Origin of the sequence: Streptomyces coacervatus (assembly GCF_029223485.1) — a bacterium.
GTDB classification, from domain to species: Bacteria; Actinomycetota; Actinomycetes; order Streptomycetales; family Streptomycetaceae; genus Streptomyces; species Streptomyces coacervatus.
The window spans coordinates 323,910-341,628 of sequence record NZ_JARHTP010000005.1 but is presented as its reverse complement, the minus strand read 5'-3'; the positions used below and the strand labels follow the sequence as shown (position 1 = coordinate 341,628).

Annotated in this window: 14 protein-coding genes and 1 pseudogene; 7 read left to right on the top strand and 8 right to left on the bottom strand. The window is 70.3% G+C overall.

The window, feature by feature from the left end; genetic code table 11:
• Positions 1 to 44 precede the first annotated feature (44 nt).
• From P2Q00_RS15260 to iolC, 6 genes and pseudogenes are all read right to left on the bottom strand, one after another.
• Positions 45 to 1,439: an APC family permease gene (locus tag P2Q00_RS15260; RefSeq protein ID WP_275773026.1), complete on the bottom strand. Its 1,395-nt coding sequence runs from the start codon at positions 1,437 to 1,439 to the stop codon at positions 45 to 47.
• A 226-nt stretch (positions 1,440 to 1,665) separates the two neighbouring features.
• Complete coding sequence (mmsA, locus tag P2Q00_RS15255; RefSeq protein WP_275773025.1) at positions 1,666 to 3,168, bottom strand: CoA-acylating methylmalonate-semialdehyde dehydrogenase; 1,503 nt, start codon at positions 3,166 to 3,168, stop codon at positions 1,666 to 1,668.
• 14 nt (positions 3,169 to 3,182) lie between these two features.
• Positions 3,183 to 5,066, bottom strand: coding sequence for a 3D-(3,5/4)-trihydroxycyclohexane-1,2-dione acylhydrolase (decyclizing) (gene iolD / locus P2Q00_RS15250; protein WP_275773024.1), 1,884 nt, complete (start codon positions 5,064 to 5,066; stop codon positions 3,183 to 3,185).
• 49 nt (positions 5,067 to 5,115) lie between these two features.
• Positions 5,116 to 5,343, bottom strand: a pseudogene (locus tag P2Q00_RS15245) (5-deoxy-glucuronate isomerase); the annotation flags it as partial.
• A 2-nt stretch (positions 5,344 to 5,345) separates the two neighbouring features.
• Positions 5,346 to 6,257, bottom strand: coding sequence for a Cgl0159 family (beta/alpha)8-fold protein (locus P2Q00_RS15240; RefSeq protein WP_275773180.1), 912 nt, complete (start codon positions 6,255 to 6,257; stop codon positions 5,346 to 5,348).
• Between the two features lie 59 nt (positions 6,258 to 6,316).
• Positions 6,317 to 7,300, bottom strand: a complete 984-nt coding sequence (gene iolC / locus P2Q00_RS15235) for a 5-dehydro-2-deoxygluconokinase (protein WP_275773023.1) — start codon at positions 7,298 to 7,300, stop codon at positions 6,317 to 6,319.
• Positions 7,301 to 7,424: 124 nt separating this feature from the next.
• Here iolC and P2Q00_RS15230 point away from each other — a divergent pair, with 124 nt between their 5' ends.
• From P2Q00_RS15230 to P2Q00_RS15215, 4 genes are all read left to right on the top strand, one after another.
• Positions 7,425 to 8,342, top strand: coding sequence for a sugar phosphate isomerase/epimerase family protein (locus P2Q00_RS15230; RefSeq protein ID WP_275773022.1), 918 nt, complete (start codon positions 7,425 to 7,427; stop codon positions 8,340 to 8,342).
• 105 nt (positions 8,343 to 8,447) lie between these two features.
• A complete protein-coding gene (locus tag P2Q00_RS15225; RefSeq protein ID WP_275773021.1) occupies positions 8,448 to 9,395 on the top strand; it encodes a helix-turn-helix domain-containing protein in 948 nt (315 codons plus the stop codon).
• 394 nt (positions 9,396 to 9,789) lie between these two features.
• Positions 9,790 to 10,014, top strand: a complete 225-nt coding sequence (locus tag P2Q00_RS15220; protein ID WP_275773020.1) for a helix-turn-helix transcriptional regulator — start codon at positions 9,790 to 9,792, stop codon at positions 10,012 to 10,014.
• A gap of 60 nt (positions 10,015 to 10,074) precedes the next feature.
• Positions 10,075 to 10,641, top strand: coding sequence for a GNAT family N-acetyltransferase (locus tag P2Q00_RS15215; protein WP_275773019.1), 567 nt, complete (start codon positions 10,075 to 10,077; stop codon positions 10,639 to 10,641).
• Here the strand turns inward: P2Q00_RS15215 and P2Q00_RS15210 are convergent.
• Together P2Q00_RS15210 and P2Q00_RS15205 are read right to left on the bottom strand one after the other, a co-directional pair.
• Complete coding sequence (locus tag P2Q00_RS15210; protein ID WP_275773018.1) at positions 10,622 to 11,665, bottom strand: zinc-dependent alcohol dehydrogenase family protein; 1,044 nt, start codon at positions 11,663 to 11,665, stop codon at positions 10,622 to 10,624. The genes P2Q00_RS15215 and P2Q00_RS15210 overlap by 20 nt on opposite strands.
• Complete coding sequence (locus P2Q00_RS15205; RefSeq protein ID WP_275773017.1) at positions 11,634 to 13,898, bottom strand: MMPL family transporter; 2,265 nt, start codon at positions 13,896 to 13,898, stop codon at positions 11,634 to 11,636. Before P2Q00_RS15205 ends, P2Q00_RS15210 begins: the two co-directional genes overlap by 32 nt.
• A gap of 131 nt (positions 13,899 to 14,029) precedes the next feature.
• Between P2Q00_RS15205 and P2Q00_RS15200 the strand changes: the two genes are divergently transcribed.
• The 3 genes from P2Q00_RS15200 (at position 14,030) to P2Q00_RS15190 (ending at position 17,317) form a co-directional block, all read left to right on the top strand.
• On the top strand, positions 14,030 to 14,701 hold the full coding sequence (locus tag P2Q00_RS15200; RefSeq protein WP_275773016.1) for a TetR/AcrR family transcriptional regulator: 672 nt from the start codon (positions 14,030 to 14,032) through the stop codon (positions 14,699 to 14,701).
• Between the two features lie 106 nt (positions 14,702 to 14,807).
• Positions 14,808 to 15,047, top strand: a complete 240-nt coding sequence (locus tag P2Q00_RS15195) for a heavy-metal-associated domain-containing protein (protein ID WP_275773015.1) — start codon at positions 14,808 to 14,810, stop codon at positions 15,045 to 15,047.
• A 20-nt stretch (positions 15,048 to 15,067) separates the two neighbouring features.
• Positions 15,068 to 17,317, top strand: coding sequence for a heavy metal translocating P-type ATPase (locus P2Q00_RS15190; RefSeq protein WP_275773014.1), 2,250 nt, complete (start codon positions 15,068 to 15,070; stop codon positions 17,315 to 17,317).
• Positions 17,318 to 17,719: the final 402 nt, after the last annotated feature.

Here is a 17,719-nt window from a genome sequence, read left to right as displayed (position 1 = left end):
TGTCGCGCAGTTCCCCGCGCCCCTAAGACGCCCCTGCGGGGCGATCAGGCCTGCGCGTCCTCTGGGATCGACACGAGCCACCGTGTGTCCCTGCGGGGGCGGAGGTAGAAGGCCCAGTAGAGGGTGGCTGCGGCGGTGATGCCGCCCGTCCACAGCAGGTAGCTGATCTCCTGCTGGCTGAGGATGTATGCCAGGACCGCGATCAGCAGGATCGGCATTGCGGGCCACAGGGGCATCCGCCAGGCGGGGGTGTGCTTGTGGGTGCCTCGGCGGGAGAGGAGGGCGGCCACTGCGACCAGGAGGTACATGCCCGTTACCGAGACGCCGGTTACGCCGTACAGGGTGTCGAGGTTGACGAAGCAGAGCAGGGCGCCGGGGACGCCGACGGCGAGGGTGGCGACCCACGGGGAGCCGAAGCGGCCGAGCTTGGCGAAGACGTTGTTGACGGGCTCCGGCCAGGCCTTGTCGCGGGCCGAGGCGAACAGGACCCGGGAGTTCTGGATGACCATGACAATGCCCGCATTGATGATCGCGAGGGCCACGCAGAGGCTGACGAAGGTGCCGACGGCGGAGTTGGACCAGGCGGTGACCATGGAGCTGATGTCGCCGCCGGTGAGAGTGGAGAGGTCCGAGGCGCCCATGGTGATCGCGACGACCGGGATCAGGATGATGAACGTGGAGATGGCGAGGGTGGCCAGGACCGTGCGGGCGACATTGCGGCGCGGGTGCTCCAGTTCCTCGGAGAGGTAGACGGCGGTCGAGAAGCCCTGGGTGACGAACAGGGCGATCGCCAGTCCCGACACCACCAGCATGGCCGTCACCGTGTCCGTGTGGCCGCCGGAGCCCGCCACCTGCATGGAGACCAGGCTCCCGACGCCCCGCTCGCTGTGTGCGAAGCCCAGGACCGCCACTACGGCCGCCGCGATGACCTCCAGGACCAGGAAGATGCCGGTGATCCAGGCGTTGGCGCGCAGGTCCAGCAGGCCGGCGAGGGTGGCGAGCAGCATCACTCCGGCGCCCGCGATCGACGGGTCGAGGTGCACGACCGGTGCCAGGTAGTCCGCCGTGCCCATCGCAATCACCGGCGGGACGATCATGACGACCAGGAGCGAGAGGACGAAGACCAGCCAGCCCGCGAGCCGTCCGGCCAGCGTCGAGACCATCGCGTACTCGCCGCCCGCACTGGGGATGAGGGTGCCCAGTTCCGAGTAGCAGAACGCCACGGCGATACAGAGGAGGGAGCCGATGGCGATCGTCAGGGCGGTGGCCGTGCCGAGCGAGCCGAACAGGTCCGGGACGACCACGAAGAGCGTGGAGGCCGGGGTCACGCACGAGAGGGTCAGCAGTGTTCCGCCCACCACGCCGATCGAGCGCTTGAGCTTCTGCGGGCTGTCGGGGGTGTCGACGACGGTGTCGACAGGGCGGAGCGTGTCGGTCATGCGCGGTTCCGATCGCCAGGGGCAGCAGATTGCGCTGATGGAATCCCAACGAAAACCGGCGCGTCAATAGCTGTTTACCTACGGAATCCGTAGATCAAAAGGGTCTTCGGTCACGGATACGGCACACCGTGCGGGAATTCGCCGCCTTTCGCTCGTACGGGAACCGTAGTCCCGAGGCGCAAAAAAATGGGGCCGTCCGCGATGCGGACGGCCCCTGACTCCTGCGTCAGTGGTTGCGCGGGAAGCCCAGGTCGACGCCGGAGGGGGCGTCCGCCGGGTCGGGCCAGCGGGTGGTGACGACCTTGCCGCGGGTGTAGAAGTGCGTGCCGTCGTTGCCGTAGATGTGGTGGTCGCCGAAGAGCGAGTCCTTCCAGCCGCCGAAGCTGTGGTAGCCGACGGGGACCGGGATCGGCACGTTCACGCCGACCATGCCGGCCTCGATCTCCAGCTGGAAGCGGCGGGCGGCGCCGCCGTCGCGGGTGAAGATCGCGGTGCCGTTGCCGAACGGCGAGCTGTTGATGAGGGCCACGCCCTCTTCGTACGTGTCCACACGGAGGACACAGAGGACGGGGCCGAAGATCTCGTCCTGGTACGCCTTCGCGCCGGTCGGGACCTTGTCGAGGAGCGAGATGCCGATCCAGTGACCGTCCTCGAAGCCCTCGACGGTGTAGCCGGTGCCGTCGAGCACGACCTCGGCGCCCTCGGCCGCCGCGCCCTCGACATACGACGCCACCTTGTCGCGGTGGACCTTGGTGATCAGCGGACCCATCTCGCTCGTCGGGTCGTTGCCGGGGCCGATCTTGATCTTCTCGGCGCGCTCGCGGATCTTCTCCACCAGTTCGTCGCCGATCGCGCCGACCGCGACGACCGCAGAGATGGCCATGCAGCGCTCGCCCGCCGAGCCGTAGGCCGCGGACACCGCGGCATCCGCCGCCGCGTCCAGGTCCGCGTCCGGCAGGACCAGCATGTGGTTCTTGGCGCCGCCCAGCGCCTGCACGCGCTTGTGGTTGGCGGCGGCGGTGGTGTGGATGTAGCGGGCGATCGGGGTCGAGCCGACGAACGACACCGCCTTGACGTCGGGGTGCTCCAGCAGACGGTCGACGGCCACCTTGTCGCCGTGTACGACGTTGAAGACGCCGTCCGGCAGACCCGCCTCGGCGAGCAGCTCGGCGATCTTGATGGACGCCGACGGGTCCTTCTCCGACGGCTTCAGCACGAAGGTGTTGCCGGTCGCGATGGCGATCGGGAACATCCACATCGGGACCATCGCCGGGAAGTTGAACGGGGTGATGCCGGCGACGACACCGAGCGGCTGACGGATGGACGAGACGTCCACGCGGCTGGCCACCTCGGTCGACAGCTCACCCTTCAGCTGCACGGTGATCCCGCACGCCAGGTCCACGATCTCCAGGCCGCGCGCGACCTCGCCCAGCGCGTCGCTGTGCACCTTGCCGTGCTCGGCGGTGATCAGCTCGGCGATCGCGTCCCGGTTCGCCTCCAGCAGCGCCCGGAACCTGAACAGGATGGTCGTCCGCTTCGCGAGCGAGGAGGTGCCCCAGGTCGCGAAGGCGTCCTTCGCGGCGGCGACCGCGGCGTCCACCTCGTCGACCGACGCGAACGCGACCTTGGTGGTGACCGCGCCGGTCGCAGGGTCGGTGACCGGCCCGTACGTGCCCGACGCGCCTTCGACGGTCTTGCCGCCGATCCAGTGGTTGACGATCTTCGTCATGCCCAGTTGCTCCTTCACAGATGGCGGCGTCGGGTCGAGACGTGCCGTTCGTACAGCTCACGTGCCTTCACCGCGGACGGTCGGGTCGCGGTCTCGGCCACAGGTACATCCCACCAGGCCTGCGCGGGCGGCGGGCCCGACACAGTGTCGGCCGTTTCGGTCTCGACGTAGACACATGTGGGTGTGTCGGCGGCGCGGGCCTCGGCGAGTGCCGCCCGCAGGTCCGCCACGGTCTTCGCGCGCAGCACGCGCATGCCCAGGCTGGCGGCGTTGGCGGCGAGATCCACGGGCAGCGGCGCGCCCGTGTACGTACCGTCGTCCGACTGGTAGCGATAGGCCGTGCCGAACCGCTCGCCGCCCACCGACTCGGACAGGCCGCCGATGGACGCATACCCGTGGTTCTGCACCAGCAGCACCTTGATCGCGATGCCCTCCTGCACGGCGGTCACGATCTCGGTCGGCATCATCAGGTACGTGCCGTCGCCGACCAGCGCCCAGACCGGCCGCTCGGGGGCGGCCAGCTTCACGCCGATCGCGGCCGGGATCTCGTAGCCCATGCAGGAGTAGCCGTACTCCAGGTGGTACTGGTCCCGCGAGCGCGCCCGCCACAGTTTGTGCAGGTCGCCGGGGAGGGATCCGGCCGCGTTGATGATCACGTCCGACTCGTCCACGATCGCGTCGAGGGCGCCGAGGACCTGCGGTTGTGTCGGCCGTACGTCCGGCTCGTCGGCCTCGTAGCAGGCGTCGACGCGCTGCTCCCAGCGCTCCTTGTCCTCGGTGTACTCGGTGACGTACGAGGCCGTGACCCGGTACGCGTGCATGTCGAGGGCCTCGGTCAGCTCCTGGAGGCCGCTGCGGGCGTCCGCGATCAGCGGCAGACCGGCGAGCTTGTGGCCGTCGAAGGGCGCGATGTTGAGGTTGAGGAAGCGCACGCCCTCGCCGGCGAAGAGGGTGCCGGAGGCCGTGGTGAAGTCGGTGTACCGCGTGCCGACGCCGATCACCAGGTCGGCGGTGCGGGCGAGTTCGTCGGCCGTCGCCGTGCCGGTGTGCCCGATGCCGCCGACGTCCTGGGCGTGGTCGTACCGCAAGGACCCCTTGCCGGCCTGGGTGGAGGCGACCGGTATGCCGGTGGTCTCCGCGAACTCCGCGAGGGCCTCCTCGGCGCGGCTGTGGTGGACCCCGCCGCCCGCGACGACCAGCGGCCTGCGCGCGTCCCTGATCACCCTTACGGCTTCGGCGAGTTCGGTCGGGTCGGCGCCCGGACGCCGTACGACCCAGGTGCGTTCGGCGAAGAAGTCGTCCGGCCAGTCGTAGGCCTCCGCCTGGACGTCCTGCGGAAGGGCCAGGGTCACGGCGCCGGTCTCGACGGGGTCGGTCAGCACGCGCATGGCGTTCAGGGCCGAAGGGATGAGGGCTTCCGGGCGGGTGATGCGGTCGAAGTACTTCGACACCGGGCGCAGGCTGTCGTTGACCGACACATCGCCGGCGTACGGGACTTCGAGCTGCTGGAGGACCGGATCGGCGGGGCGCGCGGCGAAGACGTCGCCGGGGAGGAGCAGAACCGGGAGGTGGTTGACGGTGGCGAGGGCGGCGCCCGTGACGAGGTTGGTCGCCCCCGGGCCGATGGAGGTCGTCACCGCATGCGTGGAGAGGCGATTGGACTGGCGGGCATAACCCACTGCCGCGTGCACCATGGCCTGTTCGTTGCGGCCCTGGTGGTACGGCATGACATCCGCGTACTCGATGAGCGCCTGGCCGATTCCGGCGACGTTGCCGTGGCCGAAGATGCCCCAGGTGGCGCCGATCAGCCGCTGCCGGACGCCGTCGCGCTCGGTGTACTGGGCGGCGAGGAAGCGTACGAGTGCCTGCGCGACCGTGAGCCTCGTCGTCGAGGTCATCGACATCCCTCCTTCATCGATGGACACGGGTACGCGCCGGCTGACACCGGCGTTCACGCGTGGAGACCTCCGGCGCGGGGCCGTAGCGGGCGGGGAGTCGTCGCTCGCACTTCGCTCCTGCCAGGGCGAAGCGGCTTCCCGCGCCGGAGGCGATCTGGACCCGGGCGTCACGGGGTGCGTACGCGAAGCCGGCGGCCGCCGCGAACACTCCTTCCCCACCCGGGAGTTGGAACTCGGCTGTGGTGACTTCGGTGCCTGTTCGCACGGTACATCCGCCCCTCACAGCAGTCCTACGGCCGTGTCCACGGCGGCGGCCACATCGCCGTCCGCCGGGTACAGCAGCGAACGGCCGACCACCAGGCCCCGCACCGTGGGGAGCTGCAGGGCGCCGCGCCACTTCTCGTACGCGCCGTCCTGATCGTCGCCGACCTCGCCGCCGAGGAGGACGGCGGGGAGGGTGGACGTCTCCATGACCTCGGCCATGTCGTCGGGGTTCTCGGTGACCGGCAGCTTGAGCCAGGTGTAGGCGGAGGTGCCGCCCAGCCCGCTCGCGATGGCGATGGACTTGGTGACGGCCTCGGCGGACAGGTCGTTCTTGAGCTTCCCCTCGTCCGTACGGCGGCTGATGAACGGCTCGACGAAGACGGGAAGTCTGCGCGCGGCCATGTCGTCGATGGCGCGGGCGGTGGACTCCAGCGTGGTGAGGGAGCCCGGGTCGTCGTAGTCGATCCGCAGGAGCAGCTTGCCGGCGTCGAAGCCGAGCCGCTCGATGTCCTCGGCGCGGTGGCCGGTGAAGCGGTCGTCGAGCTCGAAGCTGGCGCCCTGGAGGCCGCCGCGGTTCATCGAGCCCATGACGACCTTGCCGTCGAGGGCGCCGAGCAGCAGCAGGTCGTCGAGGATGTCGGCGGTCGCGAGGACGCCGTCGACGCCGGGGCGGGAGAGCGCCAGGCAGAGGCGTTCGAGCAGGTCGGCGCGGTTGGCCATGGCGAACCTGCGGTCACCGACCCCGAGCGCGCCGCGGGCCGGGTGGTCGGCGGCGACGATCATCAGACGGCCCGAGGCGCCCAGCAGCGGCCTGCGGGTGCGGCGGGCGGCGGCCTCGGCGACCGCCTCGGGGTGCTGGGCGCGCAGGCGGACCAGTTCGCCGACGTCGACGTGCGCGGGTGTGGCCGCCCTCGGGGTCACGGTCATGCCCAGGCAGCCCGTGCCGCCCGTCTCGTCGTCCGCGGCCCCGTGGACCCGGCCCGCCCTCACAGCACCGCTCCGGCCTTGAGGGCGGCTTCGATCTCGTCGGCGGTCGGCATGGCGGAGGAGCACTCCAGGCGGGAGGCGACGATCGCGCCGGCCGCGTTGGCGTGCCGCATGATCGTCTCCAGGTCCCAGCCCTCCAGCAGACCGTGGCAGAGGGAGCCGCCGAAGGCGTCGCCGGCGCCGAGACCGTTGAGGACGCTCACCGGGAGCGGCGGGACCTCGGCCGACTCGCCCTTGCTGTTGACGGCGAGGACGCCCTTCGGACCCTGCTTGACGACCGCGAGCTCGACACCGGCGTCCAGCAACGCCTGCGCGGCGGCCTGCGGTTCGCGCACTCCGGTGGCGACCTCCACCTCGTCGAGGTTGCCGACGGCGACGGTGGTGTGGCGCAGGGCCTCTTTGTAGAACGGGCGGGCGGAGTCGGCCGGGTCCTGCCGGGCTGTGTCTTTCCAGGCTGTGTCTTTCCAGAACATGGGGCGCCAGTCGAGGTCGAAGACCGTGGTGCCGGCTTTGGCCCGGTGGGCGAGGGCCGCCAGCGTCGCCGTACGGCTGGGCTCCTCGCTCAGGCCGGTGCCCGTGACCCAGAAGATACGGGTGTCGCGGATCGCGTCGAGGTCGAGCTCGTGGGCGTCCATCTCCAGGTCGGGGGCCTTGGGCTGCCGGTAGAAGTACAGCGGGAAGTCGTCCGGCGGGAAGATCTCGCAGAACGTGACCGGGGTGGGCAGACCCGCGACCGGGGTGACCCAGCGGTCGTCCACGCCGAAGCCCTGCAGAGCCTCGTGGAGGTAGGCGCCGAAGGGGTCGTCACCGGTGCGCGTGATCACCGCCGTACGGCGTCCGAGGCGGGCCGCGGCAACCGCGACGTTCGTCGCCGAGCCGCCGAGGAACTTGCCGAAGCTCGTCACCTGCGGCAGCGGGACACCGGTCTGCAGCGGATACAGATCCACTCCGATCCGCCCCATGGTGATCAGGTCGTACGCCATCGACTTCCCTTCGTTACGCCTCTCCCCGCGTTTTTAGCCCCGCACGAGGAACCCTGTCAATGTTTTGTCCAGACATTCGGACGACACCTTGACAGCGCTTACCCGCGCCCGGAAGCTGACCGGCATGACGTCGTTGTCACCTCAGTCCTCACTGTCCCGCATCCGGATCGGCTCGGCTCCCGACTCCTGGGGTGTGTGGTTCCCCGACGACCCGCAGCAGGTCCCCTGGCAGCGTTTCCTCGACGAGGTCGCGCAGTCCGGCTACGAGTGGATCGAGCTGGGCCCGTACGGGTATCTGCCGACTGATCCGGCGGTGCTCTCCGAGGAGACCTCCCGGCGCGGTCTGAAGGTGTCGGCGGGGACCGTGTTCACCGGCCTGCACCACGGCGAGGCGGTCTGGGAGAAGACCTGGGCGCATGTCGCGGACAACGCGGTGCTCGCGCAGGCCATGGGTGCGTCTCATTTGGTGGTCATTCCGTCCTTCTGGCGGGACGACAAGACCGGTGAGGTGCTGGAGCCGGACACGCTGACGGCCGAGCAGTGGCGGAATCTCACTTCGCTCACCGAGCGGCTCGGGCGTGAGGTGCGGGAGCGGTACGGGTTGCAGATCGTCGTGCATCCGCATGCCGACACGCACATCGACAGCGAGGAGAACGTCGTACGGTTCCTCGACGGAACCGACTCCGATCAGGTGTCGCTGTGTCTGGACACGGGGCACTACGCGTACTGCGGAGGGGACAGCGTCAAGCTGATCGAGACGTATGGGGAGCGGATCGGGTATCTGCATCTGAAGCAGGTGGATCCGGAGATCCTTGCCGACGTGCGGGCGAATGCCGTGCCGTTCGGGCCGGCGGTCGCGCGCGGTGTGATGTGCGAACCCCCTGCCGGGGTACCGGCGTTGGGGCCCGTGCTGGAAGCTGCGCAGAAGCTGGACGTGGATCTGTTCGCGATCGTCGAGCAGGACATGTACCCCTGTGAGCCGGACAAGCCTCTGCCGATTGCTCAGCGGACTCGGGCGTTTTTGAGGTCTTGCGGGGCGTAGGAGCGCCTATTGGGGTGCCGGGTTCTGTGCGTGTGTGCGAGTGCGGGTTGTTTGGGGCTTGTCGCGCAGTTCCCCGCGCCCCTTGAGGCGTTGCAGCATGGGTGGATGACAAGTGCCGTGCGGGTTCGGTCGGGGCAGGGGCCCTGGGGGTCGTGGGAGACCGTGCTTGCGAGCCCCCATCCTCAGTTGCAGCCCGGTGTCATCAGTTACCGCGGGATTCGGCTTGCGCTTGACCGGCCTCGACGGCGGTTGGAGGCGCCGATCGGGGCGGCCACCTTGTTCCTCGGGTTTGAGCAGCCGGTGCGGGTCACTCGGGCAGGCCGGGCGCCCGTGACCCTCGCGGCTGTGTATGCGGGGCCCACGACCACATCCGCCGTCGGTGAGCACAGCGGACGGCTGTCCGGCATCGAGGTGCTGATGGCGCCGTGGGCGTCGTTCACTCTCTTCGGGACGCCGCTGTACGAACTCATCGACCGCACCATCGACCCCGACGACCTGCCGCACGTCCTGGGGAACACCATCCGCGAACTCTCCGCCGCGCTGGCCGCGTTGCCCACGTGGGAGCAGCGGTTCGGGCTGCTCGACGATGTGCTGGTGCGCTGGTCGGAGGCCGGGACGCCGAGTTCGTCACGGGTTGTGCGGGCCTGGTCTGAACTGGTGCGCACATGGGGTGCGGTGCCGGTGCGGTCGCTCGCCGATGAGGTGGGGTGGAGCGTGCGGCAGCTGGAGAACCGGTTCCGTGAGCAGATCGGGCTCGGCCCGAAGGTCGCGGCACGCGTGCTGCGGCTGCAGCGGGCGCGACGGCTGCTGGTCCAGGGGCGCGGGCAGGCGGAGACGGCGGCGATCTGCGGGTTCTACGACCAGGCCCATCTGAGCGGGGAGTTCAGGGCGATGACGGGGTGCACTCCGCGGGAGTTCACCATGGCCCGGGTGGTTCCGCCGGTGTCGCAGCCGGGGGCGCCCGCGGCCGACCGGATGACCGGCGAGGCGACGAGTCTCTTGCTCAGGCCCACGCGAAGTGCGGTTTTTTCCAAGACCGGCAGGGTCCGCTGAATGCAGGCTGATCGTCCGGCCGGTGACCCCCGGGGGGAGGTCTCCGACGGCACCGCCACGGGGAAGCGGGGGAGCCGGTGGGCCGGGCCCGGCGCAGCGGGTCCGGCCCACCTCGCCGATGTCAACGCGCCACGCCTCCGAACCCACCCGCACCTTTGCAGCACTTGTGTCACATTCACCCTCTTCCTGTCACACGTGTCGCATGTACGCGGCCCTTGCGTCACACCCGACGCACAGGCCCTCCCCTCCCTGCACTCACCGTCGTTCACCTGGCACAGGCTCTGTGTGTCCCGGCTTGGTGACGCACCGGCCCTGTGATCGCCAGCGCAGCGCCCGGCTCCCCCGACGGCCGCCCCCAGGCCGCCCCCGCGGTGCGCGCAGGGAGGTGCCACCCATGACCGACCGAAGGCTCTGGTCGTACAAGGAGATTGCGGCGCACATCAAGGTGCAGCCGGACACCGTGCGGTCCTACCGCAAGCACGGGCTGCTGCCGCCGCCCGACCATGTCGAGGGCGGCAAGCCCTTCTGGTACGCGGACACGGTCCGGGCGTGGGTCGCCTCCAGGCCGGGAAACCGCGGCCGCAGAGACGACGAGGCCCGTGACCACCCGGCCCCGTGATCTCTTGCCCGCCTGAAAAAGGACCTGTGCCCCACCTGCCCCGTGGGGCACAGTCGTCCCATGAGTGACTTCTCCTTGAAACCCGTCCTGACCGGCGAGAAGACCGTGCTGCGGCCCTTCACCTCGGCCGACGCCGACGTGATCTGGGAGATCATCCAGGACCCCGAGGTCATCCGCTTCACGGGCGAACCATCCACCGAGCTGACGTTGGACCTGCTGCGGTTCTGGTACGGCAAGCGGACCACGGCACCCGACCGGCTCGACCTCGCCGTCACCGACCCCGCCACCGGCGAACTCCTCGGCGAGGTAGTGCTGTACGAGTGGGATCCGGGGGCGCGGAGCTGCACGTTCCGCACGCTGATCGGCCCCCGGGGTCGCGGCCGGGGCGTCGGCACCGAAGCCACCCGGCTGATCATCGGGTACGGCTTCGCGCAACTCGGTCTGCACCGGATCCAGTTGGAGGCGTACGCCCACAATCACCGGGCCCTGCGTGTCTACGAGAAGGCCGGGTTCGTGACCGAGGGCGTCCGGCGGGAGGTGGAGATGCGCGAAGGCGAGTGGGTGGACGAGGTGGTCATGGGCATCCTCGACAGGGAGTGGGCGGCCCTCAACTCCACGGTTCGATGACCGTCACACCCGCTCCCGGCGCCGTCCCCATCGCCGCCAGCGCGTCGGGCGTCGCGTCCAGCGTGATCGTGGACGTGACCAGCAGGTCGGGGCGGAGCATCCCCGCCCCGACCAGCTCCAGCATCGGCGGGTAGGTGTGCGCCGCCATGCCGTGGCTGCCGAGGAGTTCGAGTTCCAGGGCGATCGCTCGGGCCATCGGGACGGGGGTCGTGCCGGTGGGTGACGGGAGCAGGCCCACCTGGATGTGGCGGCCCCGGCGGCGCAGGCCGTTCACGGAGGCGGCGCAGGTGACGGGCGAGCCGAGGGCGTCGAGGGAGAGCTGGGCGCCGCCGTCGGTCAGCTCGCGGATCGCCGCGGCCGTGTCCGGTGTCCGCGCCGCGTCCACGCACTCCGCCGCGCCGAACTTCCGCGCCAGGTCCAGGGCCTGAGGCGATACGTCCACCGCGATCACCCGCGCCCCCGACGCCGCCGCGATCATCACCGCGGACAGGCCCACGCCCCCGCAGCCGTGCACCGCGACCCACTCCCCCGCCGCCACCCGGCCCTGCTGCACCACCGCGCGGAACGCCGTGGCGAACCGGCAACCCAGCGCTGCCGCTGTGGCGAACGACAGCTCCTGAGGTACGGCGACGAGGTTCACGTCGGCGTGGTCCAGCGCCACGTACTGCGCGAACGAGCCCCAGTGGGTGAAGCCGGGCTGGGTCTGGCGCTCGCAGACCTGCTGGTCTCCGGCCGCGCATGCCGCGCAGCTGCCGCAGGCGCAGACGAAGGGGACGGTTACGCGGTCGCCGGGGTGCCAGGCGGTCACCCGGTCGCCCACCGCCTCGACGACACCGGCCAGTTCGTGGCCCGGCACGTGGGGCAGGGTGATGTCCGGGTCGTGGCCCTGCCAGCCGTGCCAGTCGCTTCGGCAGAGGCCGGTGGCTTCCACCCGTACGACCACTCCGTGGTCGGCGGGGCGGGGGTCGGGTACGTCCCGTACGTCGGCCGGCTCACCGTATTGCTCGAACACCACTGCCCGCATGTGGGCTCCCATCGCCGTCTGTGTCTGCGGGTACATCGTGGCTGGTCGCGCCGTTCCCCGCGCCCCCAACGGGGCGCTCCTCGCCCCCTTCGCTCATCCCGAACCGATCGTGGAACCTCCGCAACGGTCCCGGCGCCCACCACGTCGCCCGCCCCGTCAGCCTCATCACCGCCGGTACCAGCAGGCTCCGTACGATCATCGCGTCCATCAGCACCGCCAGGGCTATGCCCAGGCCGAGCATCTTGGTGTTGGTGACCCGGGAGGTGCCTATCGCGACCATCACCACCGCGAGGATCACCGCTGCCGCCGTGATCAGGCCGCCCGTGCGCTGCAGGCCGTGCCGGACCGCCTCGTTGTGGTCGCCCGTCCTGTCGTACTCCTCCTTGATGCGGGAGAGCAGGAAGACGCCGTAGTCCATGGAGAGGCCGAAGGCCACGCAGAACATCAGGACCGGCAGGGTCGTCTCTATGGAGCCGGGGCTGGTGAAGCCGAGCAGGCCGGACAGGTGACCGTCCTGGAAGACCCAGACCACCGCGCCGAACATGGCGGTCAGGCTGAGCGCGTTGAGCACCACCGCCTGGATCGGTATCAGCACGCTGCCGGTCAGGAGGAAGACCAGGAGCAGGGTGACGATCGCGATGAAGGCGGCCGCCCAGGGCAGGCGCTCGGCTATCGCGTGCTTGGAGTCGACCAGGACTGCCGCCGTGCCGGTCACCTTGGTGTCGAAGGGGGCGTCCGTGGCGCGCAGTTCACCCACCAGGTGCTGGGCCGCGTCGTCCACGGCCTCCCCCTTGGGCAGCACGGTGAAGTATGCCGACTGCCCCTTCACCAGCGGGCCGTCGACCCTCAGCACGCCGGGCAGGGCGGCGATCCGGTCCTTGTAGGCCGTGTACTGCGCGGGGGTCGCCTTTCCTTCGGCCAGCACCTCCAGGCCGCCGCCGGGGCTGCCCGGGAAGCCGTCGCGGAGGTGCTGCTGGACCACGTGGGACTCCGCGGTCGAAGGCAGCTGACGGTCGTCCGCGGTGCCGAACTTCACGCCCAGGAAGGGCAGTCCGAGCAGGACGAGCACCGCCGTGGTCCCCAGGGCGAAGAACGGGGCCCGGCGCATCACGAGCGTCGCCATGCGCGCCCAGGCTGTGCCCTCCTCACCCGACGTCCTGGCCGCTCGCCCGCGCCTGAACAGGCGCCGCAGATCAAGTGAGTTGACCCGGTGTCCGAGCAGTACCAGCGCCGCCGGGAGCAGGATCAGCGCGGCCGCGGCGGCCAGCAGCACCACGGCGATGCCGGCGTAGGCGAAGGACCGCAGGAAGTACTGCGGGAAGAGCAGCATCGCCGCCAGGGAGACCGCGACCGTGAGCGCCGAGAAGAGGACTGTGCGGCCCGCTGTGCGCAGGGTGGTGCCCACCGCCGTCAACGGTTCAGCGCCGCTGGACAGTTCCTCGCGGTAGCGGCGGACGATGAACAGTGCATAGTCGATGGCGAGGCCCAGCCCCAGGGCCGTGGTGAGGTTCATCGCGAAGACGGACACATCCGTGAACTCCGTGAGCCCGCGCAGCACCGCGTTCGTACCGAGGATCGCGACGATGCCGATGCCCAGTGGCAGCAGGGCGGCGATCGCCGACCCGAAGACCATGACCAGCAGCACGAGTGTCACCGGCAGGGCGATCATCTCGGCGCGGGTCAGGTCCTCCTTGATGGTCGTCTGCATCTCGTGCCGCACGGCGACGATGCCGCCGACCTTCACCTTCACCGGGCCGTGTGTGCCGCGGTAGTGGGGCGCGAGGCGGTCCAGGGTGTCGCCCATCGCCTTCTCGTCGCCCGTGATGTGCGCGGCGATCAGCGCCTCGTGGCCGTCCTTCGCCCGCAGGTTGGGTGACTTGGACTGCCAGTAGGAGCCGACGCCTATGACGCCCTTCTCACCGGCCAGGCGCGCGGTGAGGCGCTGGGCCTCGGCGGCGACGGCCGGGGCGTCCACCGAGGAGCGGCCCGAGTCGACGAGCAACAGGAGGTTGGGCTGGGAGGCCGGGAACTCGCGCTCCAGCGCCTTGGTGGCATAGGTCGACTGGGCGTCCGGGTCCTCCCAGCCGCCGCTGCCCAGGCGGTCGGCGACCCCGCTGCCGGCCAGCACCGCGAGGGCGGTGATCAGCAGGGCCACCAGCAGCGACAACCGCGGCCGGGCGGTCACGAAGCGGGTCCAGCCGCCGAGCCGCGGTGGCTTGTTGACTTCGGTCATCGTGCGGTGTCCCCTTCACCGTGGAAACCATAAACTGGCAAACACGAGAGAGTGCTCGCGTTTCACCTGGATCCAGAATGCGAGCGATCACTCGTGTTTGTCAATCACGTTCTCGGACCTGGGGATAACGCGTGCCCGACAACCCGCAGAAGGAACAGCCGCGCCGCCGCCAGGCCCGCGGCGAGCGCCGCATCGCCCAGCTCCTCGAAGCCGCCGCATCCGTCTTCTGCACCACCGGTTACACGGCCGCCAGCACCAACGCCATCGCCCGCGAGGCCGGCGTCTCACCGGGCACGCTCTACCAGTTCTTCCCGAACAAGGAAGCGATCGCGATCGAGCTCGGCGACCGGCTGATGCACGAGATGCGGGAGGCGTACGGCGAGGCGCTCGCCCCGGTCGACCCGGCGACCCCGCTGGAGGAGGCGGTCGGCGCCGCCGTGGACCGGTTCATCGCCTTCAACTGCGATCACCCGGTGTTCTTCGCGCTGATGCACGGCCCCGACATCCCCGGCCGGATCGCCGAGGAACACGACGCCCTGCACGCGACGCTGGCCTCCCGGATCGAGGGGCTGCTGTTCTCACTGCTGCCGGACGCACCCCCGGCCGACGTCACCCGTACCGCACACGTCTGCCTCGGCGTGTACAAGGCGGGCCTGGAGCTGGTCCTCGCCCACGAGGGTGCCGGGCGCGACGCGTACATCCAGGAGATCAAGCACGTACTGATCCGCTATCTCGAACCCCTGGTCGGCGACCGGCTCGGCGCCCCGGAGGGCACGGACACCGCCACGACGCGAACCGCCTGACCGCCGAGCCTCCCCTTGGTTGGGTACCCCCTAGGGGTATAGTGTGAGAAATGGAGGGCCTCTCGTGGGCCCCCGCAGCCCCACACGCCTCGACGAGGAGAACGACATGACCGCCCAGACCGACACCCCGGGTACCGTCACCACCGTCTACAAGGTGAGCGGGATGAGCTGCGGGCACTGCGAGGGTTCCGTCTCCGGCGAGATCCTCGAACTCTCCGGCGTCAGCTCGGTGACGGCCGTCGCAGCGTCCGGTGAGGTCACCGTCGTCTCCGCCGCCCCGCTCGACGAGGCCGACGTACGCGCGGCCGTGGACGAGGCGGGCTTCGAACTCGTCGGCCAGGTCTGACGAGAGCCGGGGAACCCGAGATGAGCAGCACCACCACTCAGACACCGGCACCGATACCCGCGGCAGCGGACGCCTCCGAGGTCGAGCTGCTCATCGGCGGGATGACCTGCGCCTCCTGCGCGGCCCGCGTCGAGAAGAAGCTCAACCGCATGGACGGCGTCACCGCCACGGTGAACTTCGCGACGGAGAAGGCGAAGGTCACCTACCCCGCGGGCATCCAGGTCGGCGACCTGATCGCCACCGTGGTGAAGACGGGGTACACGGCCGAGGAGCCGCCCCCGCCGCAGCCGGAGCCCGCCGGGGAGGAGGCCGCGGAAGACCCCGAACTGGCCTCCTACCGGCAGCGCTTCACCGTCTCCGCCCTGCTCGCCGTGCCGGTCGTACTGCTGTCGATGATCCCGGCCCTGCAGTTCGACGACTGGCAGTGGCTGGCGCTCACGCTCGCCGCGCCCGTGGTCGTCTGGGGCGGGCTGCCCTTCCACAAGGCGGCCTGGACGAACGCCAGGCACGGCGCGGCCACCATGGACACGCTGGTCTCGGTCGGCACGCTGGCCGCGTTCGGCTGGTCGCTGTGGGCGCTGTTCTTCGGCGACGCGGGCATGCCGGGCATGCACGACGAGTTCAGTCTCACCGTCTCGCGCGCCGACGGCGCCTCCACGATCTATCTGGAGGTCGCCGCCGGCGTCGTCGCCTTCATCCTGCTCGGCCGCTATCTGGAGGCCCGCTCCAAGCGGCGGGCGGGAGCGGCGCTCAGGGCGCTGCTGGAGCTGGGCGCCAAGGACGTGGCCGTGCTCCGCGACGGCCGTGAGACCCGTGTCCCCGTGTCCCAGCTGGCCGTCGGGGACCGTTTCGTCGTGCGGCCCGGGGAGAAGATCGCGACCGACGGCACCGTCGTCGAGGGCGCGTCCGCCGTGGACGCCTCGATGCTGACGGGCGAGTCGGTGCCGGTGGACGTGGGCGTGGGCGACGCCGTCACCGGGGCCACGGTCAACGCCGGCGGGCGGCTCGTCGTCGAGGCCACGCGCGTGGGCGCCGACACACAGCTCGCGCGGATGGCGAAGCTGGTGGAGGACGCGCAGAACGGCAAGGCGGAGGTGCAGCGGCTCGCCGACCGGATCTCAGCGGTCTTCGTGCCCGTCGTCATGCTGATCGCGCTCGGTACGTTCGGGGTGTGGCTCGGCGTCACGGGCGACACCGTGGCCGCGTTCACCGCCGCCGTCGCGGTCCTGATCATCGCCTGCCCGTGCGCGCTGGGCCTGGCCACACCGACCGCGCTGCTGGTCGGCACGGGGCGTGGCGCCCAGCTCGGCATCCTCATCAAGGGCCCGGAGGTCCTGGAGTCCACGCGCCGCGTCGACACCGTCGTACTCGACAAGACCGGAACGGTCACCACCGGCCGGATGACCCTCCATGAGGTGTACGTCGCCGCCGGCGCCGACGAGCAGGAGGTGCTGCGGCTCGCGGGCGCCGTCGAGCACGCCTCCGAGCATCCCGTCGCCCGGGCGGTCGCCGTGGGCGCGGCGGAGCGGGCCGGAAAGCTTCCGGAGGTCGAGGGGTTCGAGAGCGTGCCCGGGCGGGGCGTGCGCGGGCATGTGGAGGGCCGCGAGGTGGCCGTGGGGCGGCTCTTCGACGGGCTCCCGGAGGAGTTGGCCCGCGCCAAGGCCGAGGCCGAGAGCGGCGGACGTACGGCCGTCGTGGTCGGCTGGGACGGAGTGGCACGCGGTGTCATCGCCGTCGCCGACGCGGTCAAGGAGACCAGTGCCCAGGCGGTGCGCGAGCTGCGCGCGCTGGGGCTCACGCCGGTGCTGCTGACCGGGGACAACCGGGCGGTCGCTCAGGCGGTGGCGCGGGAGGTCGGGATCGAGCAGGTGATCGCGGAGGTCCTGCCCGAGGACAAGGTGGAAGCGGTACGACGGCTGCAGGCCGAGGGGCGGACGGTCGCCATGGTCGGCGACGGCGTCAACGACGCGGCCGCGCTGGCCACCGCCGATCTGGGTCTGGCGATGGGGACCGGGACGGACGCGGCGATCGAGGCGGGCGATCTGACGCTGGTGCGCGGGGATCTGCGGGTGGCCGCGGACGCGATCCGGCTGTCCCGCAGGACGCTGGCCACGATCAAGGGCAACCTGGTGTGGGCCTTCGGGTACAACGTGGCCGCGCTGCCGCTGGCCGCCGCCGGGCTGCTGAACCCGATGATCGCCGGCGCCGCAATGGCCTTTTCGTCGGTGTTCGTGGTGACGAACAGCCTTCGACTGCGGACGTTCCGCTGAACTGCGGCAGGGTTACCGGCGGTTAGTCGAAGTCGAGGTGAGAGCACCTCTGGAGTCCGGCGCCAGCCTCACATAAGCTCTTCACAAGGCTCGCGCATCTTCCTTACGCTTGGGCCCCGATCGCTGTATCGGGGCTCTTGCGTATCTAACGGACATATGCAAGAGACGCAGATCACAGTGATGTGAACGTAACCATCGAAGGGGTTCGAAGGTCTAAGTTGACGATGTCAGGCAGCGTCTTGGGGGGCGTTAACTGGCATCTGAGGATGTCTTGGGGGACTTCCTCAGAGTTGCGTTGCCGGGGCCACGTACACCGGGGAGCTTTGAGCGGCCCTCCCGAGCGTGCGTTGTCCCGGCAGACCGCAGAACCATGAGTACGACGAGTTTTGCTCATTCTGCTCA

Bases quoted from the DNA above. Each gene is read 5' to 3' on its own strand.
- P2Q00_RS15260 (WP_275773026.1), bottom strand. From the start codon at position 1,439: ATGACCGACACGCTCCGCCCTGTCGACACCGTCGTCGACACCCCCGAC.
- mmsA (WP_275773025.1), bottom strand. From the start codon at position 3,168: ATGACGAAGATCGTCAACCACTGGATCGGCGGCAAGACCGTCGAAGGC.
- iolD (WP_275773024.1), bottom strand. From the start codon at position 5,066: ATGACCTCGACGACGAGGCTCACGGTCGCGCAGGCACTCGTACGCTTC.
- P2Q00_RS15240 (WP_275773180.1), bottom strand. From the start codon at position 6,257: ATGACCGTGACCCCGAGGGCGGCCACACCCGCGCACGTCGACGTCGGC.
- iolC (WP_275773023.1), bottom strand. From the start codon at position 7,300: ATGGCGTACGACCTGATCACCATGGGGCGGATCGGAGTGGATCTGTAT.
- P2Q00_RS15230 (WP_275773022.1), top strand. From the start codon at position 7,425: ATGACGTCGTTGTCACCTCAGTCCTCACTGTCCCGCATCCGGATCGGC.
- P2Q00_RS15225 (WP_275773021.1), top strand. From the start codon at position 8,448: ATGACAAGTGCCGTGCGGGTTCGGTCGGGGCAGGGGCCCTGGGGGTCG.
- P2Q00_RS15220 (WP_275773020.1), top strand. From the start codon at position 9,790: ATGACCGACCGAAGGCTCTGGTCGTACAAGGAGATTGCGGCGCACATC.
- P2Q00_RS15215 (WP_275773019.1), top strand. From the start codon at position 10,075: ATGAGTGACTTCTCCTTGAAACCCGTCCTGACCGGCGAGAAGACCGTG.
- P2Q00_RS15210 (WP_275773018.1), bottom strand. From the start codon at position 11,665: ATGCGGGCAGTGGTGTTCGAGCAATACGGTGAGCCGGCCGACGTACGG.
- P2Q00_RS15205 (WP_275773017.1), bottom strand. From the start codon at position 13,898: ATGACCGAAGTCAACAAGCCACCGCGGCTCGGCGGCTGGACCCGCTTC.
- P2Q00_RS15195 (WP_275773015.1), top strand. From the start codon at position 14,808: ATGACCGCCCAGACCGACACCCCGGGTACCGTCACCACCGTCTACAAG.
- P2Q00_RS15190 (WP_275773014.1), top strand. From the start codon at position 15,068: ATGAGCAGCACCACCACTCAGACACCGGCACCGATACCCGCGGCAGCG.